This window comes from Rhizobacter sp. AJA081-3 (genome assembly GCF_017795745.1).
Lineage (GTDB): Bacteria > Pseudomonadota > Gammaproteobacteria > Burkholderiales > Burkholderiaceae_C > Piscinibacter.
This window is the reverse complement of the sequence record NZ_CP059067.1, coordinates 1,352,644-1,378,868: the sequence shown is the minus strand read 5'-3', so window position 1 is coordinate 1,378,868 and position 26,225 is coordinate 1,352,644. Positions and strand designations below refer to the sequence as shown.

26 protein-coding genes and 1 tRNA gene are annotated in these 26,225 nt (G+C 69.7%); 5 read left to right on the top strand and 22 right to left on the bottom strand.

The genetic code is table 11. The features are described 5' to 3' along the window. Positions 1 to 18 precede the first annotated feature (18 nt). The 16 genes from pufC to HZ992_RS06570 all read right to left on the bottom strand — a co-directional run bounded on the left by pufC (position 19) and on the right by HZ992_RS06570 (position 16,699). Entirely contained in the window at positions 19 to 1,398 is a 1,380-nt protein-coding gene (pufC, locus tag HZ992_RS06645) for a photosynthetic reaction center cytochrome PufC (RefSeq protein ID WP_209385883.1), read from the bottom strand. Then, complete coding sequence (gene pufM, locus HZ992_RS06640; protein ID WP_209385882.1) at positions 1,395 to 2,378, bottom strand: photosynthetic reaction center subunit M; 984 nt, start codon at positions 2,376 to 2,378, stop codon at positions 1,395 to 1,397. The genes pufC and pufM overlap by 4 nt, the downstream gene beginning before the upstream one ends. A gap of 16 nt (positions 2,379 to 2,394) precedes the next feature. Then, positions 2,395 to 3,234 carry a photosynthetic reaction center subunit L gene (gene pufL, locus HZ992_RS06635; RefSeq protein ID WP_209385881.1) on the bottom strand — a complete coding sequence of 280 codons (840 nt, stop codon included), beginning with the start codon at positions 3,232 to 3,234 and terminating at the stop codon, positions 2,395 to 2,397. 115 nt (positions 3,235 to 3,349) lie between these two features. Next, a complete protein-coding gene (pufA, locus tag HZ992_RS06630; RefSeq protein WP_209385880.1) occupies positions 3,350 to 3,553 on the bottom strand; it encodes a light-harvesting antenna LH1, alpha subunit in 204 nt (67 codons plus the stop codon). 12 nt (positions 3,554 to 3,565) lie between these two features. Next, positions 3,566 to 3,793, bottom strand: coding sequence for a hypothetical protein (locus tag HZ992_RS06625; protein ID WP_209385879.1), 228 nt, complete (start codon positions 3,791 to 3,793; stop codon positions 3,566 to 3,568). 37 nt (positions 3,794 to 3,830) lie between these two features. After that, complete coding sequence (gene pufB, locus HZ992_RS06620; RefSeq protein ID WP_209385878.1) at positions 3,831 to 3,977, bottom strand: light-harvesting antenna LH1, beta subunit; 147 nt, start codon at positions 3,975 to 3,977, stop codon at positions 3,831 to 3,833. A 105-nt stretch (positions 3,978 to 4,082) separates the two neighbouring features. Next, positions 4,083 to 5,570 (bottom strand): chlorophyllide a reductase subunit Z, encoded by a 1,488-nt coding sequence (gene bchZ, locus HZ992_RS06615; RefSeq protein WP_209385877.1) that lies wholly within the window; start codon positions 5,568 to 5,570, stop codon positions 4,083 to 4,085. After that, positions 5,570 to 7,099, bottom strand: coding sequence for a chlorophyllide a reductase subunit Y (gene bchY, locus HZ992_RS06610; RefSeq protein WP_245213373.1), 1,530 nt, complete (start codon positions 7,097 to 7,099; stop codon positions 5,570 to 5,572). The genes bchZ and bchY overlap by 1 nt, the downstream gene beginning before the upstream one ends. A gap of 7 nt (positions 7,100 to 7,106) precedes the next feature. Further along, positions 7,107 to 8,111: a chlorophyllide a reductase iron protein subunit X gene (locus HZ992_RS06605; protein ID WP_209385876.1), complete on the bottom strand. Its 1,005-nt coding sequence runs from the start codon at positions 8,109 to 8,111 to the stop codon at positions 7,107 to 7,109. After that, a complete protein-coding gene (gene bchC, locus HZ992_RS06600) occupies positions 8,108 to 9,061 on the bottom strand; it encodes a chlorophyll synthesis pathway protein BchC (RefSeq protein WP_209385875.1) in 954 nt (317 codons plus the stop codon). Before bchC ends, HZ992_RS06605 begins: the two co-directional genes overlap by 4 nt. A 115-nt stretch (positions 9,062 to 9,176) precedes the next feature. Further along, positions 9,177 to 10,343 carry a methyltransferase gene (locus tag HZ992_RS06595; protein WP_209385874.1) on the bottom strand — a complete coding sequence of 389 codons (1,167 nt, stop codon included), beginning with the start codon at positions 10,341 to 10,343 and terminating at the stop codon, positions 9,177 to 9,179. Next, positions 10,340 to 11,239 (bottom strand): polyprenyl synthetase family protein, encoded by a 900-nt coding sequence (locus HZ992_RS06590; RefSeq protein ID WP_245213471.1) that lies wholly within the window; start codon positions 11,237 to 11,239, stop codon positions 10,340 to 10,342. The genes HZ992_RS06595 and HZ992_RS06590 overlap by 4 nt, the downstream gene beginning before the upstream one ends. Before the next feature lie 123 nt (positions 11,240 to 11,362). Further along, positions 11,363 to 12,253: an alpha/beta fold hydrolase BchO gene (bchO, locus tag HZ992_RS06585; protein WP_209385872.1), complete on the bottom strand. Its 891-nt coding sequence runs from the start codon at positions 12,251 to 12,253 to the stop codon at positions 11,363 to 11,365. Between the two features lie 20 nt (positions 12,254 to 12,273). Next, a complete protein-coding gene (locus HZ992_RS06580) occupies positions 12,274 to 14,049 on the bottom strand; it encodes a magnesium chelatase subunit D (protein ID WP_209385871.1) in 1,776 nt (591 codons plus the stop codon). Positions 14,050 to 14,081: 32 nt separating this feature from the next. Next, on the bottom strand, positions 14,082 to 15,101 hold the full coding sequence (gene bchI, locus HZ992_RS06575) for a magnesium chelatase ATPase subunit I (RefSeq protein WP_209385870.1): 1,020 nt from the start codon (positions 15,099 to 15,101) through the stop codon (positions 14,082 to 14,084). A 38-nt stretch (positions 15,102 to 15,139) separates the two neighbouring features. Continuing rightward, the gene (locus tag HZ992_RS06570) at positions 15,140 to 16,699 is read right to left on the bottom strand and encodes a class I adenylate-forming enzyme family protein (protein ID WP_209385869.1); all 1,560 of its coding nucleotides are present in this window, start codon (positions 16,697 to 16,699) and stop codon (positions 15,140 to 15,142) included. A gap of 94 nt (positions 16,700 to 16,793) precedes the next feature. Here HZ992_RS06570 and HZ992_RS06565 point away from each other — a divergent pair, with 94 nt between their 5' ends. The 3 genes from HZ992_RS06565 to HZ992_RS06555 are packed head-to-tail and all read left to right on the top strand — an operon-like array spanning position 16,794 to position 19,525. Beyond that, on the top strand, positions 16,794 to 17,981 hold the full coding sequence (locus HZ992_RS06565) for an acyl-CoA dehydrogenase (RefSeq protein ID WP_209385868.1): 1,188 nt from the start codon (positions 16,794 to 16,796) through the stop codon (positions 17,979 to 17,981). Between the two features lie 27 nt (positions 17,982 to 18,008). After that, the gene (aat, locus tag HZ992_RS06560) at positions 18,009 to 18,782 is read left to right on the top strand and encodes a leucyl/phenylalanyl-tRNA--protein transferase (RefSeq protein ID WP_209385867.1); all 774 of its coding nucleotides are present in this window, start codon (positions 18,009 to 18,011) and stop codon (positions 18,780 to 18,782) included. Then, a complete protein-coding gene (locus tag HZ992_RS06555) occupies positions 18,779 to 19,525 on the top strand; it encodes an arginyltransferase (RefSeq protein WP_209385866.1) in 747 nt (248 codons plus the stop codon). Before aat ends, HZ992_RS06555 begins: the two co-directional genes overlap by 4 nt. On the opposite strand, the gene HZ992_RS06550 is transcribed toward HZ992_RS06555, so the two are convergent. The 4 genes from HZ992_RS06550 to lgt all read right to left on the bottom strand — a co-directional run bounded on the left by HZ992_RS06550 (position 19,514) and on the right by lgt (position 22,337). Further along, entirely contained in the window at positions 19,514 to 20,644 is a 1,131-nt protein-coding gene (locus HZ992_RS06550) for an NAD(P)/FAD-dependent oxidoreductase (protein ID WP_209385865.1), read from the bottom strand. The genes HZ992_RS06555 and HZ992_RS06550 overlap by 12 nt on opposite strands. Positions 20,645 to 20,727: 83 nt before the next feature. Continuing rightward, a tRNA-Val gene (locus tag HZ992_RS06545) sits at positions 20,728 to 20,802 on the bottom strand. Between the two features lie 22 nt (positions 20,803 to 20,824). Next, complete coding sequence (gene dnaQ / locus HZ992_RS06540; RefSeq protein WP_209385864.1) at positions 20,825 to 21,538, bottom strand: DNA polymerase III subunit epsilon; 714 nt, start codon at positions 21,536 to 21,538, stop codon at positions 20,825 to 20,827. A gap of 1 nt (position 21,539) precedes the next feature. After that, on the bottom strand, positions 21,540 to 22,337 hold the full coding sequence (lgt, locus tag HZ992_RS06535) for a prolipoprotein diacylglyceryl transferase (protein WP_209385863.1): 798 nt from the start codon (positions 22,335 to 22,337) through the stop codon (positions 21,540 to 21,542). A 230-nt stretch (positions 22,338 to 22,567) separates the two neighbouring features. On the opposite strand from lgt, the gene HZ992_RS06530 reads away from it, so the two are divergent. Next, complete coding sequence (locus HZ992_RS06530) at positions 22,568 to 23,371, top strand: serine aminopeptidase domain-containing protein (RefSeq protein ID WP_209385862.1); 804 nt, start codon at positions 22,568 to 22,570, stop codon at positions 23,369 to 23,371. Continuing rightward, complete coding sequence (locus tag HZ992_RS06525; RefSeq protein ID WP_209385861.1) at positions 23,364 to 24,245, top strand: alpha/beta fold hydrolase; 882 nt, start codon at positions 23,364 to 23,366, stop codon at positions 24,243 to 24,245. The genes HZ992_RS06530 and HZ992_RS06525 overlap by 8 nt, the downstream gene beginning before the upstream one ends. On the opposite strand, the gene HZ992_RS06520 is transcribed toward HZ992_RS06525, so the two are convergent. Next, complete coding sequence (locus HZ992_RS06520; protein WP_209385860.1) at positions 24,212 to 25,027, bottom strand: TIGR04325 family methyltransferase; 816 nt, start codon at positions 25,025 to 25,027, stop codon at positions 24,212 to 24,214. The genes HZ992_RS06525 and HZ992_RS06520 overlap by 34 nt on opposite strands. A gap of 11 nt (positions 25,028 to 25,038) precedes the next feature. Then, entirely contained in the window at positions 25,039 to 26,190 is a 1,152-nt protein-coding gene (locus tag HZ992_RS06515) for an SGNH/GDSL hydrolase family protein (protein ID WP_209385859.1), read from the bottom strand. Positions 26,191 to 26,225 lie beyond the last annotated feature (35 nt).

The window sequence follows — 26,225 nt, the reverse complement described above, 5'->3', positions numbered from 1 at the left end:
GGTGCGCGGCGGGCCGCGCTACTTGATCGTCACCTCGACACGGCGCGCCGTCGGGTCTTCGCCGGCAACGTTGGCCCCGGTCTGCTGCGGCTTGGCCAGCGTCACGCGCGACTCGGCGATGCCGGCGGCGAGCAATGAATCGCGCACGGTGAAGGCGCGCTGCTTGGCCAGCTCCTGGTTCTGCGCCAGCGTGCCGGCGGCCGAATGGAAGCCGGAGATCGTCGCCTTCGAGGCCGGCGCCTTCGTCATCGTGGTGATCAGACCGGCCAGGCCCTTGGCCTGCGCGTCCTGCAGCACCGCGGAGCCGACGTCGAAGTACAGCACCGAACGCTGCGCCTCGGCCACCGGCGGCGGCAGCGGCAGCGGCGCCGGGGCTGCTGCGCTCACCATCGCCACCTTGAGCAACTCGGGGTAGTCCTTGGCCATCGGCGCACCGTAGACCGGCTTGTACGCCCCCTGGTGGCAGGTGGCGCAGTAGACCTTGGCCACGTCGCCCGTGGGCCCCTTGCGCGCCGCCGGGAAGGTGTCGGTCAGCGGCTGCATGTAGGCGTTGTTGAGCTCGCGCACCATGCGGATGCCGTGCCAGGCGGTGGTGCGCTGTGGCGAACTCTCCTGCCAGTTTCCGAACGAGCGCGAGTTGTGGCAGTAGGTGCAGTTCACGCCCAGTGACTTGGACATGTGCATCATCAGGCCGTAGGTCTGTTCGGTGTGCTGGATGGAGTTGCGGTTGCCGGTGGGCAGCGGCGTGTTGCCGGCGATGCGGATGTCCAGCGCCTTCTGCAGGTACGGCGTGTACGGGTCGTTGGGCAGCGAGGCCAGGCCCACGGTGGTGGCCGGGTAGTTCTGGCCGTTGAGGTTGCCGATGAAGTCCGCGCGCTTGTTCTGCGGCTCCGCCGTGAACCAGATCTCCGCCGGGATGTTGTTGCCCCGGTGACAGGTGTAGCAGGTCACGCCGGTGGCGGCCACATGCGGCTTCCAGTCGGCATTGATCTTCTGCGTCATCTGGATCATGCGGCGCGCGACGACCTTCTGGTACTTGCCGTCGTCGGCCAGGTTCTCGGCGTTGTGGCAGTAGACGCAGCCTTCGTTGGGCGCGACCCAGGCCGTGATGGCCAGCATCTGCCGCGTGAAGGCACCGACACTCAGGTCGCCAAGCACCTGCAGATTCTTGAAGACCTCCTTGGCCTTCGGCCCTTCGTCGGAGGCGGCGGGCTGCGCCGCCGGAGGCTGGTTGAGCGGGATCTGCTCGGCCATCGTGCGCGGGTTGTAGACCTGCACCATGCCCGTGCCGCGGTAGCCGAACTGCACCGAATCCATCGGCGGCCGCTCGCAGCCGGCCAGCAGCGCCACGCCGGCCAGCGCGGCGAGCATCGAAGAGATTCTCGCGAAGGCACTCATGGCTTGACTCCCTGTACGGCGGCGGCCGGATCGACCCCCGCGCCGAACACGGCCGGGTACGGCGGCGCGACGCCGTGCTGCACCGACCACAGATACCAGTTGTCGACCACCGTGCCGGACAGCAGGATGCCGATGCCGCCGGTCAGCGGGCACAGCACCGCGAACCACCAGGCCCAGCGGTGAATCGATTCGGTCGTCGCGTTGAAGCCCATCGTCCAGCGCCAGAACAGCGCGGCGCGCTCCGAGGCGGTGCCGCGGTCGACGATCTGCTCGATCTCGCGTTCACCGCCGAAGCGCGTCACTGCCAGGATGGTGGCGCCGTGCATCGCGAACAGCAGCGTCGATCCGTACAGGAAGGCGATCGACAGCGCGTGGAACGGGTTGTAGAAGAGGTTGCCGTAGCGCAGCGAGAAGGCCGCGGTCCAGTCGAGGTGCGAGAAGATGCCGAAGGGCACCGCCTCGCTCCAGCTGCCCATCAGCACCGGGCGGATGAAGCCGAGCACGAGGAACAGCCAGATCGCCGACAGGAAGCCCCAGGCCACGTGCGTGCCCAGGCCCAGCGCCCTCGCCCGGGTGTACATGCGCGCCCACCACAGGAAGATCGAGATGGTGAGGAACAAGCCCGCCATCAGCCACCAGCCGCCGTCGTTCAGCGGCGGCAGCGACAGGCCGTAGGCCGGCGACGGCGGATCCAGTGAGAGCCAGAACAGCTGGCGCACGAACTGCACCGGATCCCAGTTGACCTGGGCCAGCATGTTGAAGCCGATGATGTTGAACGACAGCGTGCCGAAGATCAGCGAGGCCAGCCCGAGCGGGCCGAGGTAGATCGGGCCGATCTGGGCGCAGCCGATGCGCCCCATGAGGTGCACGATCCACGGGTTCTTGCCGGTGCGCGGGCTGTTGCCGGGAGGCAGCGGCACGCCCAGTTCCGCCGGGCCCACCACCTGCACGCTGGTGAAGAGGTTTTGGTATTCGACCATGCTTGTTCTCCTGGGCTCACTTGATGGGCCACTGGCTCCAGATCGGCAGGTTCAGCCACCAGCCCCACCACTCGGGCCAGCCGCGCGTCCAGAACGGGCCGCTGATGACGATGCACACCGCACTGAAGAACACCGCGGCCAGCGCGAGGAACAGCCCCAGACGGTGGATGCCCAGCGAGCCGATCGAGTAGCCGACGGCATCGCGGAAGAAGGTGTCTTCGTGCGCCGGCGTCTTCACGACCTCACCCTTGCCCGGGTTGGTGGCCGACAGGATCAGGCCCCCGTGCATCGCCAGTGCCAGCGTCGTCGTGAAGAAGAAGCTGATGGCGATCATGTGCGCCGGGTTGTAGTGGAAGTGCAGGTACTGGTAGCCGACGTTGCTGACCCAGTCGAGGTGGCTGTAGATGCCGTACGGGAAGCCGTGGCCCCAGGCACCCATCAGCACCGGGCGGATCACCACCAGCGTGAAGTAAGCAAAGATGGCGAAGCCGAAGGCGATGGGCACGTGCAGCCCCATGCCCAGCTTGCGGCAGATCTCGACCTCGCGCATGGCCCACGAGATGAACGCACCGAGTGCGCACACCGTGATGAGCTGCCACAGCCCGCCTTCGAGCAGCGGCGCCATGCGCAGACCGTACGACAGGTCGGGCGGCGCGATGTTGATCTGCCAGAGGTTCCAGGTCGGGCCCATGGCCGCGCCCCACAGGATCATCGCGATCCCGAGGAACGAGAAGAAGAAAGTGGTGACGCCGAAGAATCCGACCCAGAACGGCCCGACCCAGAAGTCGAACAGATCTCCGCCAATCAGCGTGCCACCGCGTACGCGGTACTTTCTTTCGAAACTCAACATGGCCATGTTCGGTCCTCCGGCCTGTAAGAACTCCGGGTCGGCGCCACGCGGCGCCGCCCGGGCAAACGGGTGGGGAACGGTGCTCGTCGCGCCGACCCCGCCCGCTGCTTCGGGCTGCGTGTTACTTCGTCAGCGTGAGCGAAGCAACAGCGGTCGGCATCGGGGCGTTGGCAGACGCCACCGTGGCCTTCTTCGGGCCATCGAGCCAGTTGAACTTGTTCGTGCTCAACAGGATGAGGTGAATCATCGCTGCGAGGCCAAACAGGAAGATCCCTTGGACGACCATCGCCCGCAAAGGATCGAACAAACGCCAGATTCTCCACATGATTCCAAGCTCCTACAGTAGATGCGACATGAAGGTATAGACAGCAGCCTTGACGCCGCCAAACAAGGACTTGACGCCTTCTGCCCCGGGCAACCAGGTTCGCCAGTGCGCTCCCAGCAACTGCCCGGCGAGGGCGATCGCGAGAAACACGACAAAGCTCATCGCGAAGATCAAGTAGTAGCTTTTGTTGTACTTGCTCTGCGCGTCGTGCCTGTGAAGTGCACTTTGGGTATGGGCCATGGCAATCCCCCTTTGCTGGGTCAGTGCGTCAGACTAATCAGAGCCAGGGGCGCCAGGCCCACACGAGCACGTGCGCGACGACGGCGATCGCCGTGAAGCCCACGAAACCCTGGACCCAGAACCGATGGAACTCCTGGGCCTCTTCGTCGGTCAGGCCCGAGATCGAGCCCTTTCTTTCAGCCATGGGATAACTCCTTCAGCTTGGCCTTGCGACCAGCCGCGCGCGATGCCTGCGCGACAGAGGCAGCCGCGGCAGGATGCCGCGACGTCGGGTGTGCGAGGTGCTGCTTCATGCGGGCACCCCTTGCAGCGAAACGTTGCTCGATTGCGCCATGCGCTGCGCGCTGACGCGTTCTTCGCCCAGGCGCCGGGCCTCGGACTCGGCACGGTCGCGCAGGCGCTTGGCCGCCGAAATGCGCACGAGCACCGGCTGCGTCTCGACGAGGTCGTCGAGCAGCGCCTTGGCGTCGTCGTCCCAGGGCAGCTCGTTGGTGTGCCTGGCCGGCGTGGCATCGACCTGGTCGAGGTCCGTGCCCAGCGGCAGGATGTGGAACAGCGCATCGAACAGCGCGTTGCACACCTCCTGCACCACGTAGGTGGCGCCGGCGTAGCCCATGAAGGGCGTGCCGGTGGCGCGGCGGATGATCGCGCCGGGGAACGAGGCCGGGATGAACGCCGGCTTCATCGGCCCGCGTGCGCCGACTTCGGCGAGGTACATGCGTTCATTGAAGCTGCCGAACATCACCAGCGGCGTCTTGTCGCGCACCAGGCGGCGCACCTCGGCGTTGTCGGTCTTCGTGCCGGCCGTGCGCGACACCGCGAACTGGCAGGGCAGGCCGAGCTCGTCTTCGAGGAAGTGGCGCAGCCCGCGCGCGTAGGTCTCGCCGGCAACGACCGCGAAGCTTGCGGTGGCGAAGAAGTCCTGCGTGACCGAGCGCCACAGGTCCCACACCGGCTTGATCGTGGTGTGCTTCTCGCGCTCGATGAAGGGCTCGGGGTCGAGGTTGAGCAAGCGGCCGAGTTCGCGCAGGAAGGCGGTGGTGCTGTGCAGGCCGATCGGCGCCTGCAGGTAGGGGCGCTCCAGCGCCTCGCACAGCATGCGGCCGAACTCGCGGTACATGCAGATGTTGACGTCGGCCTCGACCAGTCGCGACACGTCGGCCAGGTGGCTGCCGAGCGGGAACACCATGTTCACCTCGGCGCCGATGCCCTGCACCAGGCGGCGGATCTCGGCCAGGTCGCTGGGCGAATTGAAGGTGCCGTAGCAGGGGCCGATGATGTTCACGCGCGGGCGCTCGCCCGCGGGACGCTCGGCGAAGGGCACGCGCTGCGGCACCTTGCGCAGGCCGTATTCGGTCCACAGCCAGTACATCGCGCGGTTGGCGCACTGCCACTGGTCTTCGTCGATGGTGCGCGGCAGGAAGCGAGCAATCGTCGTGCCTTCGGGCGTGACGCCGCCGCCGATCATCTCGGCGATCGAGCCGGTGACGACGACGCTGGGCAGGTCGGGGTCGAGCGCCGCATGGGCGCGCTTCATCGAGCCTTCGGTGCCCTCGCGGCCAAGCTGCTCTTCGGCCAGGCCGGTGACGACGATCGGCAGTTCGTGCGGCGGCAGCGCGTCGGTGTAGTGCAGCACGCTGGTCACCGGCAGGTTCTCGCAGCCCACGGGGCCGTCGATCACCACCTGCAGGCCCTTGATGGCCGTGAACACGTAGACGGCGCCCCAGTAGCCGCCGGCGCGGTCGTGGTCGAGCACGTAGTTCAGCGGAGAGGCCATCAGATCATCTCCTCGGCCTTGCGGCGCTTGATCATCTTGATGACCTGGCGGCGCGTCTCGGCGCGGAACTCGGGGCGCATCACCGGCTTGCCTTCCCACACGCCGGCCTGGTCGCCGCCGCCGACATCGCCGAAGAACTCGCGCATCGCCTCGAAGCGGCCTTTGTTGCCGATCGCCGCGTTCACCACCTGCGCCAGCGAGCCGGCACCGGCCGGGCCCATCAGCGGGCGGGCGGAGATCAGGTTGGTGAAGTACAGCGCCGGGATCGTCGCTTCCTTGGCGGCCTGCACCACCGGCGTGGTGCCGATGGCCAGATCGGGGCGGAACTCGGCGACCGCGGCGATGTCCTGCTCGAGCGAGGCGCGGTACTGCACGTGCACGCCGCGCGCCTGCAGCCATTCCAGGTCAGGCGCGCTCCACGGCGTGCGCGGGCAGGCGCTGCCGACGTAGGGCACTTCGGCGCCGCTCTCGATGAGCAGCCGCGCGACCAGCAGTTCGGAGCCTTCATAGCCGCTGACGGTGATGCGGCCTTTCACCGGCATGCGCGCCAGCGCGCCCTTGATGGCCGGCAGCCACTTGTTCTTGGCGGCGTCGATCTTCGCCTGCTCGACGTTGGTGGCGTTGCCGATCGCCTGCAGCCAGGCCTCGGTGCCTTCGTAGCCCACCGGGGCCGAGGCCACGATGGCGCGGCCGGCGGTCTGGAACTCGCGCACGCTGGCCGTGTAGAACGGGTGGATCGCGGCCACCGCCGCGCAGTCGAGCGCCGCATACAGCTCGCGCCATTCGCGCGTGGGGACCACTGGCCCGGCGGCCAGGCCCATCGGCTCGAGCATCATGCCGATGCCCACCGGGTCGGCCGGGAACATCTCGCCGAGCAGCGTGACGGTCGGCTTGCTCGAGATGCCGCCGCGCGGCGCCGTCACCGGGCCGGCTTCGGCCTCGGTGCGTGCGTACTTGAGCATTGCGCCCGCGAGCACGTCCTTCGCCTCGGCATGCGTGGGCACGCCGAAGCCGGGCACGTCGATGCCGATGATGCGAACGCCGTTGATCTCTTTCGGCAGCAGTTGCAGCGGCACCCCGCTGGCGGTGGGCACGCACAGGTTGATGATGACCACGGCGTCGTACTTGTCGGGGTCGGCTTCGCGGTAGACCGCGTCGCGGATGTCCTCGAACAGCTTGCCGGTGACCAGCGACTCGCTGTTGAACGGCACGTAACCGACGCTGCGCTTGGCGCCGTAGAAGTGCGAGGTGAAGGTCAGGCCGTAGACGCAGCAGGCCGAGCCCGACAGGATTGTCGAGGTGCGGCGCATGCGCAGGCCGACACGCAGCGCGCCGAAGGCCGGGCACATGCTCTGCGGCTGGTCGTGCGGGCCGGCGCCTTCGGGCAGCGGGTAGTCCTGCTTGTACTGCGCGAGCGTCTCGCTCTTGCCGGCCGATTCGGCGGCGGCGAGCATCTTGTCGCGACCGGTGTGGCAGCCCACGCCGTCGCCTTCGAGGGCGGCTGGGACGGGAACGTCGGCGGCGCTCATGGCGGTCTCAGGACGCGTCGTAGACAACTTCGAGCGTCGGCTTGATCAGCTCGTGCTTGCCGACCATGTCGAAGGTGGTGGCCGGCTCCATCTGGAAGTTGCGGCCGGTCACCTCGGCGGAGAACAGGCCGAGCAACTGGTCTTGCGTCTGTGGCTTCGGGCGCACCGGTGGCGCCACCGCCACGTTGGTGGCCAGTTCCTCGAACAACGGCGCCCACTGCGTGCCGGGGCGGCCGATGATTTCGTAGGACGCGCTCTTGCGACGGATGTCCTCGTTGGACGGGATCGTGGCCAGCACCGGGATGCCGGCATGCTCGGCGAACTGCTTGGCTTCGCCGGTGCCATCGTCGCGGTTGATCACCATGCCGGCCACGCCGACATTGCCGCCGAGCTTGCGGAAGTACTCGACCGCGCTGCAGACGTTGTTGGCGACGTACAGCGACTGCAGGTCGTTGCTGGCGACGACGATGACCTTCTGGCACATGTCGCGCGCGATCGGCAGGCCGAAGCCGCCGCAGACCACGTCGCCGAGGAAGTCGAGCAGCACGTAGTCGAAGCCCCAGTCGTGGAAGCCGAGCTTCTCGAGCGTCTCGAAGCCGTGGATGATCCCGCGCCCGCCGCAGCCGCGGCCGACCTCGGGGCCGCCGAGTTCCATCGCGTAGACGCCGTCGCGCTTGAAGCAGACGTCGCCGATGGCGACACTCTCGCCGGCCAGCTTCTTCTTCGAGCTGGTCTCGATGATGGTCGGGCAGGCCTTGCCGCCGAACAGCAGGCTGGTGGTGTCGCTCTTCGGGTCGCAACCGATCAGCAGCACCTTCTTGCCCTGCTGCGCCATCATGTAGCTGAGGTTGGCCAGCGTGAAGCTCTTGCCGATGCCGCCCTTGCCGTAGATGGCGATGATCTGCGTCGTCTTGGCCGCCGGCGAGGTGGGCACCGGATCGGGCTCGATCGCGGCCTCGGCCTTGAGGCGCTCGTCGCGCATGAAGATGACCGGGTTGCTGGGGGCGTTCATTGGCAGTGTCTCCAGTCGAGGACCATCTTCAGACAGCCGGGGTCGCCGAACGCGGTGCGGTAGGCGGCGTCCGCCTGCATCGGTTCGGCGTGATGGGTGATCAGGCCGTCGAGCGACAGCACGCCGGTCTCCGCCAGCTCCTTGACGGCCAGCAGGTCGGGCCGCTTGAACTCGGCGGCGCAGCGGATCTGCGCCTCGCGCATGAAGGCCGGCGCGAACGCGAAGTTCAGCGGCTCGGTGTAGAAGCCGGCCAGCACGATCTCGCCGCCGGGCGCCAGGCGCATGACCAGGCTGTCGAGGATCTTCGAGTCGCCGCTGACGTCGTAGATGGCGCGGTAGTCGCGGCGCGCGTCGTCCTCGGGGCGGATCACGGGGTAGCCTTCGCTGCCGGCCACGCGTGCGGGGTTGGTCTCCCACACCGTGGGCGGCTTGAAGCCGGCGACCACCACCATGCGCGCCAGCAGGCGGCCGAGCACGCCGTGGCCGACGATCAGGTCCGGCGGCACGATCGGGTCGCGCTGGCCGGCGCCGGAGACGGCGTGGTACGCCGTGGCGGCCAGCGCCAGCAGCACGCTCTTGTCGCCCAGCGTGTCGGACACTTCGGTGATGCGCGAGTCGCTCACCACCACGCGGGAGGCAGCGCCGCCGAACAGGCCGCGCACCTCGCCGTAGCAGCGCGCGCCCGGCACGAACACCCGTTCGCCGACGCGGTGCTTGGCGCGCGGGCCGGCTTCGATGATGTGACCGACCGATTCGTAGCCCGGCACCAGCGGGTAGCCCATGCCCGGGAAGGTGGGCATGCGCCCGTTCCACAGGAGCTTCTCGGTGCCGGTGCTGATGCCGCTGAACTCGATGTCGACGACGACGTCGTCATCGGCCGGCGGTGTCAGGTCGAGGCGGCTGAGCATCAGGTGCTCGGGCTGCTCGAGGACGATGGCCGTGGTGTTCATTTGTCTGCTCCGGGCCGCTCGGCGCACCGGCGGCGCGCCTGGCTGGGGACCCTGAGTGTCATCCTAACCTGACACTTTGAATTGTCAACAGTGGTTTCCAATTGGGAGATCCAGGTCAAACGGAAGTGCATCTGGCGACCAACAGACCGGTCTGCAGCGGGATGCGCGTGGGCACCTGGCGGATCGCCCCGAAGCCGGCAGCCTGGAGCATCTCGGACAGGCGCTGAGGGGTGCGCGAGCGCCCCGAGCCCATGGCCATCAGGTAGAAGCCAAAGTAGGCGTCGCCCATCGGCTCGGCGCCCTTGGTGCCGGCCATCGGCTCGGCCACCAGCAGCGTGCCGTCGGCCGGCAAAGCTGCCCGCACGGCGCGCAGGATGCGCATCGCGTTGTCGTCGTGGTGGTCGAACATCACCCGCACCAGCGAGGCCACGTCGGCCCCGGTGGGCAGAGGGCGGTTGAGGAAGTCGCCGCCGATCGCCTCGGCGCGGTCGGCGAGGCCGGCCGCCGCGAAGCGGGTGCGGGCGCGTTCGGCCACGGCGGGCAGATCGAGCAGCATCAGGCGCAGGCTCGGGGCGCGCCGCGCGGCGGCGCACAGGAACACACCTTCGCCGCCACCCACGTCGAGCAGGCAGCGGTGCCTTGCGATCGGGTAAGCATCGAGCACCTGATCGGCGATCAGCGGCTGCGAGGCGGCCATCAGCGCGGAGTAATCGGCCACCCGCTGCGCGCCGAGCTCGCCGGCGGCCGCGTTGTCGGCATAGGCCCAGTAGCTGCCCAGTTCGGTGGGCGGGCGCTGGCCGCGCAGCAGCGACACCGGGTCGGCCAGATCGCGGTACAGCGAGGCGTGGTGCTCGATCATCGCCACCAGGGCGGTGTTGCCCACCATCACGGCGCCGAGCGAGCCCAGGCCGTAAGCGGCTCCGCGGCGCTCGACCAGATCGAGCGCCGCCGCAGCCGACAGCAGCCGCAGCGCCTGCGGCTCGGCGAGATCGAGCCGGCGGCACAGCGCCTGCAGCGACTGCGGGCCTTCGGCAAGGATGTCGAACAGGCGCAGCTGCACGCAGGCCATCAGCACCTGCGAGTAGACGAAGCCGGCCATCAGATCGAACAGTCCGCGGGCGCGGCGCCGCGCGATCGGCCGGGTGAGCGGGAAAGCGGCTGCGAATCGGTGGAATCGGGCGCTGCCGAGCAGCTGGTCGCGCCACACGCGCCATTGGTGCCACCAGGGCGGTGCGTCGTCTGCGGCGCCGGCTTCGGCCACCGCGGAAAGCTTGGAGTTCACCGCGCGACCTCGGCGGCAGCGGCTATGCGCTGGCGGCCGGCATGCGCCACGGTCATCTCCAGCGGCACGAGGCGGCGCGCTTCGGCGCGCACCAGGGCGCGCAGCGCCGACGCACCACGGCAATCCGGAATCGCGGCAATGCAGCCCTGCACCAGGCCGTCGAACTGGCTGAGCGCGCCGTCGAGGCCGAACTCGATGGCCGAGCTGGGCCGGCCGTGCGTCACGTCCTGCCCGGTAGGCTTGCCGATGGCCTGAGGTTCGGCCACCACGTCGCGGATGTCGTCGGCCACCTGGTAGGCCTCGCCGAGGCAGTCACCGAACACCAGCCAGGGCGTCGGGTCGGCACCGGACGATTCGGCGCCGGCCGCGGCTGCGGCGGCGAACAGCGAGCCCGTCTTGGCGCGCTGGTAGTCGCGCAGCACCGGGCGCGGTTCACACTCCCAGGCCTGGCCCGCCGCGATGCCGTGCGGCATGGCCACGCCGGCGGCCACGCGGGCGATCACGCGGCCCAGCCGCGAAGGCTGGACCGAGGCGCACAAGGCCAGTTGCTGGAAGGCCAGCACGATCAACGCATCGCCGGCCAGCACCGCCAGGCGCTCCCCATAGGCAACGTGCACCGAAGCACGGCCGCGCCGCGACAGGGCGTTGTCGAAACACGGCAGGTCGTCGTGGACGAGCGAAGCGCAGTGCAGCAGTTCGACGGCGGCTGCGGCCGCGTCGGTCAGCGCCGGGTCGTCGCCGCCGCAGGCATGGGCCACGGCCACGCACAGCTGCGGCCGGATGCGTGCGCCGGGGGGAAACACCGCGTGGCGGACTGCGGCTGCGAGCCGAGGCGGGCCGCCGCGGCCCTCGCCGAGCGCCACGGCCGCCTCGAGGGCGCATTCGATCCGGTGCATCGCGTCCAAGGCCGATCTCCTGCGCTGCGGTCGGCCGGCGGCCGGTGTCAACTCTCGTTTCCGCAGTTTGTGTCAACTAGAATAGACACTCTGCGGATGGGCGTCAACAGCGCACACCCGCGATCAGGGCGGCGGGATCGGCTCGAGCAGTTCGAGCAGCAAGCGCACCACCGCTTGAGGCCGTTCCTCGTGGGCCAGGTGGCCGAGGCCGGGCAGCCGTGTCACCCGGCAGCCGGGAATGCGCTGCGCAGCCTGCCAGGCCAGATCGGGCGGCAGCGTGCGGTCGCGCTCGCCGACGACCAGGTGCAGTGGGCAGCGCAGTTCGGGCAGGCGCCGCGCCAGCGTGTCCAGGTCCCAGCCCGCCATCATCGCCAGCGCTGCCGCCACATGGGCGGGGCTGCGCACGAGGCGGCCATACAGTTGACGCCCGCGCGCGTCGAGCTCCGAGCCGGTGCCCTCGAGCAGGCGCGTCAAAGTGCCGGGCCAGGCCGCACCCCAGGCGAACAGCCGCGGCACGAGCGGGTTGATCGCCAGCGTGCGCGCCATCGGCGAGAACATCGATCCCACCACGCCGGGCATCGGCAGCAGCGCGGCGTTGAGGCCGAGCAGCGCGTGCGGCGCCGCCAGCCCGTCCAGGCAGAGCTGCAACGCCACTGCCGCGCCGGCGGAGTGGCCGGCAATCACCCTTGGCGTCAGCGCCAGCGCCTGCATCAGTTCGGAGATGCCGCGTGCCATGCCGGGCAGCGTGAAGCCGGAGCGATCGGCCGGCGTGTCGCTGAAGCCGTGCCCGGGCAGGTCGGGCGCGACGACGAAGGCATGCTCGGCCAGCAGCGGCAGCAGGTCGCGCCAGGAATGGCTGGAGGCGCCCGTGCCGTGCAGCAGCAAGACCACGGGGCGGCGGCGATCGCCGGCGCATTGCACGTGCCAGCGCATGCCGCCGGCCTCGACGAAGCGGCTCGCCTCGCGGTTCGGCCAGTCGCGGCCATCGGTGTCCCAGTCGAGCCGATCGGGCATGGCGCCCTGCCCTCGCCGGCTCAGCGGCCGGCGGTGCCGCGTGCGACCGCCTGCACTGCCTGGTTGAGCGTGGCGGCCTGCGCGTGCGGCAGCGGCAGGTACAGCGCGTCCATGCGCTGCGCCAGTGCCTTGGCACGCGGCTCGGGCCGGGCCGAGGTGTCGACGACGACCGCGGCCAGCGAACTGCCGCGCCATCGCTCAGCGGCCTTCAACGCGTCGGCCTCCGCCGCGGCACGACCGGGCTGGCCGTCACGGCCGATGTTGGCGCGGCCGTCGGTGAGCAGCACCACCAGCGGCGTGTCGCCGCGCCGCGCGATGCCTTCGGCGAGCGCCCAGGCCGCATCGAGCCCGGCCGCCAGCGGCGTGCCGCCGCCGCCGGGCAAGCCGGCGAGCGAACGCTTGGCGCGGACCAGCGAGCGCGTGGGCGCCAGCAGCAGTTCGGCGCCCTGCCCGCGGAAGGCCAGCACGGCGACCTGATCGCGCCGCACGTAGCAGTCAGCCAGCAGCAGTTCCACCGCGCCCTTGGCTTCGGCCAGGCGGTGCAGCGCCGAGGAACCCGAGGCGTCGATCGCGAAGATGGTGGTGGTGCGGCTGTGCTGCCGGTAGCGCGTGACACGGAAATCCTCCGGCCGCACCGCCACGCCCTCGCCACCGCCGCGTTCGCGCCGGCGCAGCGCCTGCCACGGCGCCGCCGCGCGCAACGTCTCGATCAGGTTCAGGCGAGCGCCACGCTGGATGTTGCCGGCACGCGTGCCGGCCGGCCGGCCCTGGCGCCAGGCCATGCGCGTGGCGCCGCTGCGGCCCATCGAGCGCGCGGCGCCGGCGGCGCGCTGTTCCATCTTCAATCGAGCGAGCAGCCCGGCCGGGATGGCGGCCGCCGCGGCGGCGAGCACCTGCTCGTCCAGCGGCTGGTCGGGCACGGCCATCTCTTCCTCTTCCTGCTGTTCCTTCGGCTCGTTCTGCGGCGGTGGCGGCGGGGTCTCGTCCTGTTCGGCCTGCGGGGGTGGCGCAGGCAACTGCCGCGCGCGCGGCGCGAGCACGAGTCGCGCGGCCAGTTCGGCATCGTCGTGCTCGATGCTGTCGCGCCCGGCCAGCGCCGCGGCGATGCGTGCAGCCTGCAATGCATACCATGGCGCGCGCGCCGAGCCGATGCCCAGCGCAACGCAGGCAGCGCACAGCGCCTCCAGCACGGCGTCGTCGGCGTCCACCTTCGCCCAGCCGTCGCGGGCACGGGTTATCGCCTCGCGCGTGGGCAGGCCCTCGGGCTCGCCCTGCACCTCGCGCCAGCCGATGCCGTCGAGGTCGAGGCGAAAGGCCAGACGCTCGGCGAGCACCGGGCTGAGCGGCTCGTCGTCGAGCACGCCCTCGTCGAAGGCGACCACGCCGATGCGACTGGGCAAGGTGGCGACGATGCCGTCGCGCGCCACCTGCACCTCGCCACGGTCCATCGCCGAGGCCAGCCGTGCGGCGGTGCCGGGCGGCAAGCGCTCGGCCATCGGCAGCAGCAGCACCCCGCCATCGGCTTCGGCAAGCAGGCCGCGCTGCGCGACGGGGCGGCCGAGGCGCAGCGTGGCGGTGAGATCGAGCCCGCCGAGCAGGCGCTCGTCGGCGATGCCGTGCGGCATGCGGCGCATCGGCGTGCCTGCGGGCAGCCAGGTGGTCAACCAGGCCACCCAGCGGTCGCGCACCGGCCCGGCGCCGCTGCGCAGCAGCACACCGCCGAGCGCAGGCGGCGCCACGGCGAACAGGGCCGCCGCCAGGCAGGCGTCGCGCCAGCGGGCCGCCGTCTCGTTCATGCGCGGGTCATGCCGGAGTCAGCGCCGCAAGCTCAGGCGCCGAAGTGCTCGGCCAGCGCGCGCTCCACACGCACCGTCGAGCCGGCTTCGTCGAGCGGGTCGCGGCGCAGGCGGTGGCGCAGCGCCGGCGTGGCGATGCGGCGCAGGTGCGCGTCGGTGACCTTGTCGTCGCCCTCGAAGGCGGCCAGCGCGCGCGCCGCGCGGATCAGCGTGAGCTCGCCGCGCAGGCCGTCGGTGCCGACCGCCATGCACAGCCGCGCCGCCGATTCGAGCGCGGCGTCGCCGGCATCGATGGTCGCCACGCGCTCGCGCGCCTTGACGATGCGCCGGCGCAGCTTCTCTTCGTCCTTCTGCCACTGTGCGACGAAGGCCTCGGGGTCGCGCTCGAAACGGTCGCGGCGGCGCACCACCTCTACGCGCATGGCGAGTTCGGTCGGCGTGCGCACCTCGACCGACAGGCCGAAGCGGTCGAGCAGCTGCGGACGCAGCTCGCCCTCTTCGGGGTTGCCGCTGCCCACCAGCACGAAGCGCGCCGGGTGGCGCACGCTCAGGCCCTCGCGCTCGACCACGTTCTCGCCCGAGGCGGCCACGTCGATCAGCAGGTCGACCAGGTGATCCTCGAGCAGGTTGACCTCGTCGATGTAGAGAAAGCCGCGGTTGGCGCGCGCCAGCAGGCCCGGTTCGAAGGCCTTCACGCCCTGTGCCAGCGCCTTCTCGAGATCGAGCGCGCCGACCACGCGGTCTTCGGTGGCGCCCAGCGGCAGGTCGACCACCGGTACGGACACACGATGCGACTTCAGCGCCGCGCCGCCGGCTCTGCGCGCCTGGCAATCGCCGCAGGGCGTGGCCGGATCGCACTGGTAGGCGCAGCCGACCACTGCATGCATCTTCGGCAACAGCGCGGCCAGCGCACGCACGGCGGTGGACTTGCCGGTGCCGCGGTCGCCGAACACCAGCACGCCGCCGACGCTCGGGTCGATCGCGGCGATCAGGATGGCGAGCTTCATCTCGTCCTGACCGACCAGGGCGGAAAACGGGAACGTCCAGGCCATTGCCTCTCCAGGAGCTTGTCATGGACCGCTGACAGAATTCAGCGATCGGTGTTGGCGACACTGTACAACGCGTGGCGATCGCGAAGCTCGCGCTTGAGCACCTTGCCGATGGCGCTGCGCGGAAGTTCATCGACGAGGTGTACGGCCGCCAGGCGCTGCGTCTTGCCCACACGCTGATTCAGCCACTCGCGCAAGTCGTCTGCCGCGGCGTCGTGCCCGGCCCGGCGCACCACGAAGGCCACCGGCGTCTCGCCCCACTGCTCCGACGGCACGCCCACCACCGCCACCTCCGCCACCGCCGGGTGCTCGCCCAACTGCGCTTCAAGGTCGCTCGGGTAGATGTTGAAGCCGCCGGAGATGATCATGTCCTTGCGGCGGTCCATCAGGATCAGGAAGCCGTCGGAGTCGAAACGGCCGATGTCGCCGGTGCGGATGAAGCGCTTGCCGGCGGCGTCGAACCACTCGGCCTCGCGTGTCGCCTCGGGCCGGCCGCGGTAGCCCACCATCATTCCGGGCGAGTGGCCGACGACCTCGCCCGTTGCGTCGGCCGCGCCGGCGGGCAGTTCATGGCCGGCCTCGTCGATCAGGCGCATGTCGGTGCCGGGCGCGGGCCGGCCGACGGTGTGCAGCTTGTCGGGGTGCAGGTGCGCCTCGAGCAGGCAGGTGCCGCCGCCTTCGGTCATGCCGTAGAACTCGACCAGCCCGCCGGGCCAGCGCGCCAGCACATCGGCCTTCAGCGCGGCGGAGAACGGCGCGCTGGTACTGAACTTCATGCGGAACGACGACAGGTCGAAGCGGCCGAAGTCCGCGTGCGCCATCAGCCGCTGGTACTGCACAGGCACCAGCATCGTGTGGGTGGCGCGCACGCGTTCGGCCAGTCGCAGGTAGCCGAGGGTGTCGAACTTGCGCATCAGCACCACGCTGCCGCCGAACGCGAGCGACGGGAAGAACACCACCAGCGTGGTGTTCGAGTACAGCGGCGTGGCCAGCAGCGTGACCGCGCCGGGCCCGTAGCCGTAGGGCAGCCCGCGGCGCACGTGGGCCCAGCGCATGCCATGCGGCTGCACGATGCCCTTGGGCTCGCCGGTGGTGCCCGACGAGTAGATGATGTTGAAGGGCGACTCCGGGACCATCGTCACCGGCTGCGGCGTGGCCCCTGGCGGCGCTAGCCAGGCTTCGAAGCCGTTGTCGAGCCCCGTGATCGGCACCGCGCTGCCTGCGAAGTCGCCCGCCGTGCCGGCATCAACGAAAAGGCGCCGCGCCTGTGCGTCGGCGAGCATGCGCGCCAGGCTGGCCGGCGTGCTGCCCGGCGCGAGCGGCGCCACCACCACGCCGGCGCGCAGCGCGCCGAGAAACACCACCGCCTGTTCCACCGACGCTGCGCCGCACAGCGCGATCGTGTCGCCTGGCGCGATGCCTTCGCGCTGCAAGGCTGCTGCGACGCGGTCCATTCGAGCGTCGAGCGCCGCGTAGTCGAGCGACTCGTCGGCGTCCGACAGCGCCGGCGCGCCAGGTCGATCGCGCGCGTGCCGGCGGATGCACTCGGCGATGGTGGCGAAGGGGCGATCGGCGATGCCGGGGCCAGTCTCGTGGTTCATGGACGCTGCGTATACCATGCTGCGCATGCGCCGCCTGGCACCGGGGCGACACGCCCGCGCTGCCATACTCGACGCCACGCGAAGGAGTGTGATCATGGCCAGCAAAGCCGCCGCTTTCCAGTGGGACGACCCCCTGCTGCTCGACCAGCAGCTCACCGAAGACGAACGGGCCGTGCGCGACGCCGCGCGCGACTACTGCGTGGGCCGCCTGGCGCCGCGCGTGCTCGAGGCCTTCCGCCACGAGAAGACCGACCCGGCGATCTTCCGCGAGATGGGAGAGCTCGGCCTGCTCGGGCCGACCATTCCCGAAGCCTACGGCGGCTCCGGCCTGAACTACGTCTGCTACGGCCTGATCGCGCGCGAGGTGGAGCGTGTCGACTCCGGCTACCGCTCGATGATGAGCGTGCAGAGCTCGCTGGTGATGGTGCCGATCAACGAGTTCGGCACCGAGGCGCAGAAGCAAAAGTACCTGCCCAAGCTGGCCACCGGCCAATGGATCGGCTGCTTCGGCCTGACCGAGCCCAACCACGGCTCCGACCCCGGCAGCATGATCACGCGTGCCCGCAAGGTCGATGGCGGCTTCGAGCTCAGCGGCTCGAAGATGTGGATCAGCAACAGCCCGATCGCCGACGTGTTCGTCGTCTGGGCGAAGGACGACGGTGGCCAGATCCGCGGCTTCGTGCTCGAGAAGGGCTGGAAGGGCCTGAGCGCGCCGGCAGTGCACGGCAAGGTGGGCCTGCGCGCCAGTATCACCGGCGAGATCGTCATGGACCGCGTGTTCTGCCCCGAGGAGAACGCCTTCCCCGAGGTGCGCGGCCTGAAGGGCCCGTTCACCTGCCTGAACAGCGCGCGCTACGGCATCGCCTGGGGGGCGCTCGGCGCGGCGGAAGACTGCTTCACCCGCGCCCGCCAGTACGTGCTCGACCGCCAGCAGTTCGGCCGGCCGCTCGCCGCCAACCAACTGATCCAGAAGAAGCTGGCCGACATGGAGACCGAGATCACGCTGGGCCTGCAGGGCTGCCTGCGCCTCGGGCGCATGAAGGATGAAGGCACCGCCTCCGTCGAAGTCACCTCCATCATGAAGCGCAACAGCTGTGGCAAGGCGCTCGACATCGCGCGAATGGCGCGCGACATGATGGGCGGCAACGGCATCAGCGACGAGTTCGGCGTGGCCCGCCACCTCGTCAACCTGGAAGTCGTCAACACTTACGAGGGCACGCACGACGTGCATGCGCTGATCCTCGGCCGCGCGATCACCGGCATTCCGGCGTTCGCGAACTGAGGCCGGGCTGATGCGGGACGCCGGCGCGTGATCCCCTGGCTGCGCGGCCCCGAAGACGCGCTGCCCGACACGCGCCGTGCGCTGCCGCCCGGCTCCGAGGCGCCGGGGCTGCTCGCCGCCGGCGGCGAGCTGACGCCGCAGCGCCTGCGCGAGGCCTATTCCAAAGGCGTGTTCCCCTGGTACAGCGAGGGCCAGCCGGTGCTGTGGTGGTCGCCCGACCCGCGCATGGTGCTGCTGGTCGATGAGTTCCGCCTCAAGCGCTCGCTGCGCAAGACGATCGCGAAGTTCATCCACACACCGGGCAACGAAGTGCGCATCGACAGCGCGTTCCGCCAGGTCATCACCGCCTGCGCCGGCACGCCGCGCGAAGGCCAGGACGGCACCTGGATCGTGCCGGAGATGGTCGAGGCCTACGTCGCTTGGCACAAGCTCGGCACGGTGCACAGTGTCGAGACCTGGATGGGCGGCGAACTGGTCGGCGGGCTGTACGGCGTCAGCCTGGGCCGCATGGTGTTCGGCGAGTCGATGTTCTCGCACCGCACCGACGCGTCGAAGATCGCACTGGCCGCACTGGTGTGCTTCTGCCGCGAGCATGGAGTGGCGATGATCGACTGCCAGCAGCGCACCGGCCACCTCGCGTCGCTGGGCGGTCGCGAGTTACCGCGCGCGGAGTTCGAGCAGCGCCTGACCCGCGGTCTGGGGGAGCCCCCGATCGGCGAATGGACCTATGATCCGTCGCTGTGGCGCCACCTCGGTATCTCGGCCGGGGGCGCCGACGCCGAGCAGGACACCGGCCCGTGACGCATCCCAAAGAGCTACCGCTCGCCTCGCTGCAGTTCTATGCCACCGCACCGTACCCGTGCAGCTACGTGGCCGGGCGCATGGCCCGCTCGCAGGTCGCCACGCCGAGCCACCTGATCCACGCCGACGCCTACTCCGGCCTCGTCGCCAACGGCTTTCGCCGCAGCGGCATGTTCACCTACCGCCCCTACTGCGACGGCTGCCGCGCCTGCGTGCCGCTGCGCGTGCCGGTGGCCAGCTTCGAGCCGACGCGCAGCCAGCGCCGTGCGTGGAAGGCACACCAGCACCTGCAGGCCCGCGTGCTGCGCCTTTGCTTCGTGCCCGAGCACTACCAGCTCTACCTGCGCTACCAGGCCGGCCGCCACAGCGGCGGCGGCATGGACCACGATTCGATCGACCAGTACACGCAGTTCCTGCTGCAAAGCCGCGTCAACTCGCGGCTGGTGGAGTTCCGCGAGCCGGCCGAGAACGGCCTGGGCGCGCTGAAGATGGTCTCCATCCTCGACATCCTCAACGACGGGCTGTCGGCGGTCTACACCTTCTTCGAGCCCGAGGCGCGCGCCAGCTACGGCACCTACAACGTGATGTGGCAGATCGAGCAGACACGCTCGCTGAAGCTCCCGCACGTCTACCTCGGCTACTGGATCGCGCAGAGCGACAAGATGGCCTACAAGGCACAGTTCGGACCGCACGAACTGCTGCTCGACGGGCGCTGGCAGGCTCCGCCGGGCTCAGTCGGCTGAAGCCTCGAACCCGAGCCGGTGAAGCGCCTCGTTGGCCAGCGCGAGGCTGGCGGTGAGACCGGGCGACTCGATGCCGAACAGGTTCATCAGGCCAGCGAGGCCGTGCTCCGCGGGCCCCTGCAGCACAAAGTCGCCGGCCGGCTCGCCAGGCCCGTGCAGCTTGGGCCGCACGCCGCTGTAGGCCGGCTGCAATGCGCCGTCGCGCAGGCCTGGCCAGTAGCGGCGGATCTCGGCATAGAAGCCTTCGGCACGCGCCGGATCAACGCGGTAGTCGATAGTGTCGGGATCGCCGGGTTCGAGCCACTGCACGTCGGGGCCGAAGCGGGCCTGGCCGGCGAGATCCAGCGTGAGGTGCACGCCCAGCCCCGCCTGCTCGGGCACCGGGTAGATGAGGTGGCCGAACGGCGCGCGGCCGGCCAGCGAGAAGTAGTTGCCCTTGGCGTGAAAGGCCTGTGGCCGCTGTGCGTCGGGCAAGCCGCGTTCGACTGCCGCGAGCCCCGGCGCCCACAGTCCGGCGGCGTTGACGACGATCCGGGTCGACAGCGCCATCGGCATCTCGCCGCCGACCTCGACCACATGCGCATCGGTGCCGCACTGCACGCCCAGCACCGGCGACTGCAGCGCGAGTGCGCCGCCATACCGTTCCAGATCGCCCTGCAGCGCGAGCATCAGTCCATGGCTGTCGACGATGCCGGTGTCCGGCGAGAGCAGCGCCGCGGTGCAATTCAGCGCCGGCTCGAGCGCGCGTGCCGCGTCCGCATCGAGCCAGCTCAGTTCGACGCCGTTGGCCGCCGCCTTCTCCTGCGTAGCCCGCAGCGCGCCATGCTGCCCGGCCGAAGTGGCCACCACCAGCTTGCCGCAGCGCCGGTGCGACACGCCGTGCGACTCGCAGAAGGCATAGAGCATGCGGCGGCCCTGCACGCACAGCCGCGCCTTCAGGGACCCGGCCGGGTAGTAGATGCCCGCGTGGATGACTTCGCTGTTGCGCGAGCTGGTGCCCGTGCCGATGGCACTGCCGCGTTCGAGCACGATGGTCTCGAGGCCAGTGCGCGCGAGCGCGCGCCCCACCGCCAGGCCGACCACGCCGGCTCCGATCACCACCGCATCGACACTGTCCATCGCGGCCCTTCTCCCTGCTCACCTGCGCAAAAGCAAACGGCCGGGTGGGTGCCCGGCCGTGAACGTTGTGCTTGCTGGATCGTTGGTGGGCGGCGAGGGTTTCGAACCCCCGACCCCCGCAGTGTGAATGCGATGCTCTACCCCTGAGCTAGCCGCCCTCGCGATCCGCAGAGCCTTGGATTATGCCACAGCCGGCTCCGGCGCCCTCCAGACCACCTTGCCGCCACTGGACTTGTCGAGCTCAGCGATCAGCGCCGCATGGGCCGCCGCCTCGTCGACATCGGCGGCGATCACCTTGAGCTCGAAGCGCGACAGGTCGATCGCCTCCAGCGACAGTTCGGTGCCGGATGCCTCGACCTCGTCGATGACCAGCGAATCCTGCCCGCGCGTCATGCGGATGTAGACCTCGGCCAGCAGCCCGGCATCGAGCAGCGCGCCGTGCAGGCTGCGGCTCGCATTGTCGACTTCGAGCCGCTTGCACAGCGCATCGAGCGAATTCGACTTGCCGGGGAACATCTCGCGTGCCATCAGCAGCGTGTCGGTGATGCCCCCCACCTGCGTCTCGAACGCCGGCCGGCCGAGCCGGCGCAGCTCAGCGTTGAGGAAGCCAATGTCGAAGGCCGCGTTGTGGATGAGGATCTCGGCGCCGGCGAGGTATGCCATGAGTTCGTCCGCCACCGCCGCGAACAGCGGCTTGTCGGCGAGGAACTCGTCGGTCAGGCCGTGCACCTTGACCGCGTCCTCGTGGCTGGGCCGCTCCGGGTTCAGGTAGAAGTGCAGGTTGCGCCCCGACAGGCGGCGATTGAGCATCTCCACGCAGCCTATCTCGATGACGCGGTCACCCGATTCGGCATTCAGGCCGGTGGTCTCGGTGTCGAGGAAGATCTGTCGCATCTCAGGCTCCCTGCCTGGCCCCGCGCGCCCACAGGAGCGCACCCGCCACCACCATCGGCACGCACAGCCACTGACCCATGCTCATGTTCAGCGCCAGCAGGCCAAGGAAGGCATCGGGTTCACGGAAGAACTCGGCGATGAAGCGGAACAGACCGTAGCCAACGAGGAACAGCCCGGACACCTGCCCCGGCCCGCGCGGCTTGCGCGCGTAAAGCCACAGGATCACGAACAACAGCAGGCCCTCGAGCAGGAACTGGTACAGCGGCGACGGGTGGCGCGGGATCATGCCGCCCGATTGCGGAAAGGCCATCGCCCAGGGCAGCGACGCCTCGGCCTCGCGTCCCCACAACTCGCCGTTGATGAAGTTGCCGACGCGCCCCGAGGCGAGGCCGGTGGGCACGCAGGGCGCGATCAGGTCCATCACCTGCAGGAAGGGCCGCTGCTTGAGCCGCGCGAACAGCGCCATCGCGGCGATCACGCCGAGCAGCCCGCCGTGGAAAGCCATGCCGCCCTTCCAGACCGCGAACACCTCCAGCGGATGCGCCGCGTAGTAGCCCGGCTTGTAGAACAGCACGTAGCCCAGGCGCCCGCCAATCACCACGCCGAGCACGCCGTAGAAGAGCAGGTCCTCGACGTCCTTGCGCGTCCAGCCGACGCTGGCGAACTGAGGCATCGCGGCACGCCGCCCGGCCAGCCACAAGAACAGGCCGAACGCCACCAGGTAGGTGATGCCGTACCAATGGATCGCCACAGGCCCGAGTTGCAGGGCGATGGGGCTGAATTGGGGATGAACGAGCATGGCGGCGGGATCGGGAAGCAGCGCGAACGATAACCCAGTCGCCTGTCGGCCGACTCCTGCCCGCTGCGAGCGCCGCCAGCGGCCTGCGCTCGCGTCACCCTCCGGGAATCGGGGGGGTGCGCATGTCGCACTGCGCACGAACTTGAGCGGGCTGTGAGGATCGAAGCCTTCCGCCTGCGCCAGAATCGAGCCAGGGAGAAAAGGTCCGCAGTGACCACCAAGATCCGTTCATGAATCCGTTCCGTTTCGGCCCGGCGGCAAGGCAGCTGTACGGTGTCTTCCACCCGGCGGCACCCGCCCGCACGAAGGGCGTCGGCGTGCTCGTGTGCAACCCGCTCGGCCAGGAGGCGGTTCGTTTCCACCGCATGCTGCGCGTGCTCAGCGACCGGCTGGCCAGCGGCGGCATCGGTGTGTTGCGCTTCGACTACTTCGGCGTGGGCGAATCCGCCGGCGAGGACGAAGACGGCGAGCTTCACGGCTGGCGCGACGATGTGCTGCTCGCCCACAACGAACTCCTGCGCCGCAGCCGTGCCACTCGCGTCATCTGGCTCGGCGCACGCCTGGGTGCGACGATCGCGGCACTGGCCTCGAGCCAGCTGCCCTCACCGGTCGATCGATTGATCCTGTGGGAGCCGGTGGTCGATGGACACCAATACCTCGGTGAACTCAATGCGGCCCATGGCCGCGCCATGGCCGAGGCGGGCGCGCTGCGCACGAGCGCGGTGAAGCCGGCCATCGTCGACGAAGCGCTGGGCTTCGGCGTGGGCGCGGCCCTGCTCGATCAGCTCGGCCAGCTCGCTCCGGCCGACCTCGAAGCGGCGAAGGCGAAGCAGCTCACCCTGGTACTGCCGCCCCATCACGCCGCCGGCGCTGCGCTCGCGCAGGGCCTTTCCCGTGCGGGGCTGCAGACCCACGTCGACGAGTTCTCGCACGTGTTCGACTGGTCTTCGGAAGAAGCCCTGAGCACCGCCCTGGTCCCGGCGCCAGTGCTCGAGATGCTTGCCACACACATCGGGGCGGCCGCCGATGAATGAGATCGCCGTCAGCTTCGGTCCGGCCAAGCATCTGTCGGGCACCCTGGCGCTGCCCGACGAACTCGGCCAGCGCGACGTCGGCTTCCTGATGCTCAATGCGGGCGTGATCCACCGCATCGGGCCACACCGCTTCAACGTCAAGCTGGCGCGGCAGCTCGCGTCACAAGGTTGGCCGAGCCTGCGCTTCGACCTCGCCGGCCAGGGCGACAGCGACAACGCGCCACAGGCGCAGCCCTTCGAGCGGCAGATCGTCGCCGACCTGCGCGCGGCGATGGATCACCTCGAGCGCACCACTGGGCTGAAGCGGTTCGTGATCGCCGGAATCTGCTCGGGCGCGCACCGCGGTCTGGCGGTGGCGCAGGAAGACGAGCGCGTGGTCGGCCTGTGGATGCTCGACGGCTACGCCTACCCGGGCCGCCGGTCGCGCCTGGAGCGTTACCTGCTGCAGTGGCGGCGTGATCCTGCAGCCACGTTGCGCGCCTGGGCGGCCTGGCCTCTGAGATCGCTGGCGGCACGCTTGTCGCGGCCAGCGCCGGCTGTCGACGGCGGCGAGCCGCTGGAGATCGACTACGGCCAGAGCACCCCGCCGCTCGAAGACTTTGCCGCGATGCTCGACACGCTGGACCGGCGCGGTGGCCGCATGTTCCTGATGCACTCCGGCGGCATGCTGTGGCGGTACAGCTACGCGAAGCAGTTCCATGACGTGTTCGGCGACCGGCCGTTCGCCGCGCGCGTGCGCTGCGACTTCCTGCCCGACATCGACCACACGCTGAGCACGCTGTCGGCCCAGCGCCGTGTCATCGACGCCATCGCCGGCTGGGCCGGCGAGGTCTTCGGCGCTCAGGACACCACGTCGAAGCAGAAGCCAGCGTAGTCCTCGAGGCTGTGGCCGGGCTCGAAGGGCAGGCGCAGCGGCTTGCCGATGTTGCGCCACTCGTGCCGCAGCGTGTAGCCCTGGGCGATGACGCCAGCGACGAATTCATCGCGCGACTGCACGCGGTAGGCACAGAACGCCGTTCCGATGCTGTTGAGGGTGAAGAAGCTCTTGCTCGGATGGATCGCCGCGGTGTTCACGATGATGCGGCGCGGCTTGCGCGTCAGCCCCGCGACGATCTCCGCGAGTGTCTGCGGAAGGTACTGCAGCACGCCCGAGGCGTAGATGATGTCCACCCCGTCGGCGTCGGCGATGTCGCCGGAGAACTGAAGTGCCGCGGGAGCGCCGCGGCTCGCGGCGAACTGCCGCCCGCGCTCGGCCACCGCCGGCATGTCGATGACGCGCCAGAGCAGGTTCGATGGATAGCTCATCAGCTCGCCAAAGGCGAAGTACTTGATGCCGATGCTGCCGCCGACATCCACCAGGCTCGTCATGCCCTCGTCGAACGATTGCTTCAACCAGAACATTGAAGGGTAGTCGTAGTCGTCGATCTGCAGGCGCTCGAGGTACAGGTTGGCCGAGCCTTCGTTGTCGTAGCTCAGCGGCCGGGTCGGCGGCGCGCTGGCCAGGGCCGCCTGTGCCGTGTCGAATACGCCGCGGAACAGGTTCGAGCGCAAGTTGTTCGCGAAGTTGCGTTCGGCCGAGGCGCGACGCAGTTGCAGCACACCGGGCGCCACCTTGAGCGCATCCACCAGGCCGTGCATCAATCCAAAGGGACCCATTCCAGCTCCATTCAACGATTCGAGGCGAGCAGCGAGTCGACGAGACGCGAGGCCTCGGCGTCGCCGATCGGGGTGATCTTCAAGCCAAGGCGCTGGTTCAGCAATTCGACCAAGGACTGGGCCCACAGCACGTTCCACACCAGCCCGGCATGCCCGTCGGCGATGACCGCGTGCTGCGGCTCGTCGCCGATCGTGTTGTGCACCGTCAGGCCCGAGGGCAGAACAACCGGCCGATACGCGGGCCGGCCCTGCGCGTCGCGGGTCCCCCAGCGCGCAGCGAACCAGGCACGATCGTCGAGGAAGGCGATGCGCGGGTCAACGGCGGCCATGCGCTGCAGCGCCTTGTCGTAAACATCCAGGCCGCGAGCCACATTCGCCAGCGCCTGCGGCGACTGCCAGCGGTCGAAGTAGCGCGGCCAGTGGGTGTTGTCGAAAATGCCCACCAGCACGAAACGCGTCTGCGGGTGCTTCGCGTGCACGAGCGCGATGGCCGTTCGCACCTGCGACAGGCACTTCGCCACTTCGCCCTGGATGCCGGCACCCATCGGATCGCGGGCGAACTGATCGAGTCCGTCGTCCATGCCGAAGCTGTTGGCACCGATGCGCAGCACGACCACGCCATCGCGCCAGCGTGCCGGCTCGCGGTCCATCAGCGACAGCAAGCGCTGCACCTGGCGGCCGCCGCCCGTGGTGAGCGTTTCGCAGCCCGCCCCGGAGATGGCGAAGTTGTACTGGTAGTCCTCCTTGCGAGGCGCCCGGTTCTGCAGGCCCACCCAATCCTGCACCCGCGCCACGACCCGGTGCACGCCCCACACACCCCACTCACCCTGGTCGAGTTCCTGGGGCCTCAGGCGCGCGAGCACCTCGGTCCATTGCAGCGTGGTGGCGCGGTACGCCCCGCCGCGCTTGCCACTGCCTGCGGGGAAGGAGACCTTGTCCTGGTACGAGTGGCTGTCCGAGTCTCCGAGCACAGCCAGCGGCGCGGCCGACTCGGGGCGCGTCTGCAAACCATCGGGCCCGGCGAACTGAAATCCGTCGGCGAAGAACACGAGCGCGGCCACGCCGAGTGCAGACACAGTCCACGTCGTTGTGAGCAGCCCTCTGAGTAATGTCGACATTTGCACACTCGCAGTATGCGCATCGCTTTGCGGGGCTTGATCCACCCGTCTTAGGGGTCCGCAGCAAGCACTCGCCCACG

Bases quoted from the DNA above. Each gene is read 5' to 3' on its own strand.
- HZ992_RS06590 (WP_245213471.1), bottom strand. From the start codon at position 11,239: ATGCACCGGATCGAATGCGCCCTCGAGGCGGCCGTGGCGCTCGGCGAG.
- pufL (WP_209385881.1), bottom strand. From the start codon at position 3,234: ATGGCCATGTTGAGTTTCGAAAGAAAGTACCGCGTACGCGGTGGCACG.
- HZ992_RS06550 (WP_209385865.1), bottom strand. From the start codon at position 20,644: ATGGACAGTGTCGATGCGGTGGTGATCGGAGCCGGCGTGGTCGGCCTG.
- pufB (WP_209385878.1), bottom strand. From the start codon at position 3,977: ATGGCTGAAAGAAAGGGCTCGATCTCGGGCCTGACCGACGAAGAGGCC.
- HZ992_RS06525 (WP_209385861.1), top strand. From the start codon at position 23,364: ATGAATGAGATCGCCGTCAGCTTCGGTCCGGCCAAGCATCTGTCGGGC.
- bchY (WP_245213373.1), bottom strand. From the start codon at position 7,099: ATGAGCGCCGCCGACGTTCCCGTCCCAGCCGCCCTCGAAGGCGACGGC.
- HZ992_RS06570 (WP_209385869.1), bottom strand. From the start codon at position 16,699: ATGAACCACGAGACTGGCCCCGGCATCGCCGATCGCCCCTTCGCCACC.
- pufC (WP_209385883.1), bottom strand. From the start codon at position 1,398: ATGAGTGCCTTCGCGAGAATCTCTTCGATGCTCGCCGCGCTGGCCGGC.
- bchZ (WP_209385877.1), bottom strand. From the start codon at position 5,570: ATGGCCTCTCCGCTGAACTACGTGCTCGACCACGACCGCGCCGGCGGC.
- pufM (WP_209385882.1), bottom strand. From the start codon at position 2,378: ATGGTCGAATACCAAAACCTCTTCACCAGCGTGCAGGTGGTGGGCCCG.
- HZ992_RS06530 (WP_209385862.1), top strand. From the start codon at position 22,568: ATGAATCCGTTCCGTTTCGGCCCGGCGGCAAGGCAGCTGTACGGTGTC.
- lgt (WP_209385863.1), bottom strand. From the start codon at position 22,337: ATGCTCGTTCATCCCCAATTCAGCCCCATCGCCCTGCAACTCGGGCCT.
- HZ992_RS06625 (WP_209385879.1), bottom strand. From the start codon at position 3,793: ATGGCCCATACCCAAAGTGCACTTCACAGGCACGACGCGCAGAGCAAG.
- HZ992_RS06520 (WP_209385860.1), bottom strand. From the start codon at position 25,027: ATGGGTCCCTTTGGATTGATGCACGGCCTGGTGGATGCGCTCAAGGTG.
- bchO (WP_209385872.1), bottom strand. From the start codon at position 12,253: ATGCCCGATCGGCTCGACTGGGACACCGATGGCCGCGACTGGCCGAAC.
- bchC (WP_209385875.1), bottom strand. From the start codon at position 9,061: ATGAACACCACGGCCATCGTCCTCGAGCAGCCCGAGCACCTGATGCTC.
- HZ992_RS06605 (WP_209385876.1), bottom strand. From the start codon at position 8,111: ATGAACGCCCCCAGCAACCCGGTCATCTTCATGCGCGACGAGCGCCTC.
- pufA (WP_209385880.1), bottom strand. From the start codon at position 3,553: ATGTGGAGAATCTGGCGTTTGTTCGATCCTTTGCGGGCGATGGTCGTC.
- HZ992_RS06565 (WP_209385868.1), top strand. From the start codon at position 16,794: ATGGCCAGCAAAGCCGCCGCTTTCCAGTGGGACGACCCCCTGCTGCTC.
- dnaQ (WP_209385864.1), bottom strand. From the start codon at position 21,538: ATGCGACAGATCTTCCTCGACACCGAGACCACCGGCCTGAATGCCGAA.
- bchI (WP_209385870.1), bottom strand. From the start codon at position 15,101: ATGGCCTGGACGTTCCCGTTTTCCGCCCTGGTCGGTCAGGACGAGATG.
- HZ992_RS06580 (WP_209385871.1), bottom strand. From the start codon at position 14,049: ATGAACGAGACGGCGGCCCGCTGGCGCGACGCCTGCCTGGCGGCGGCC.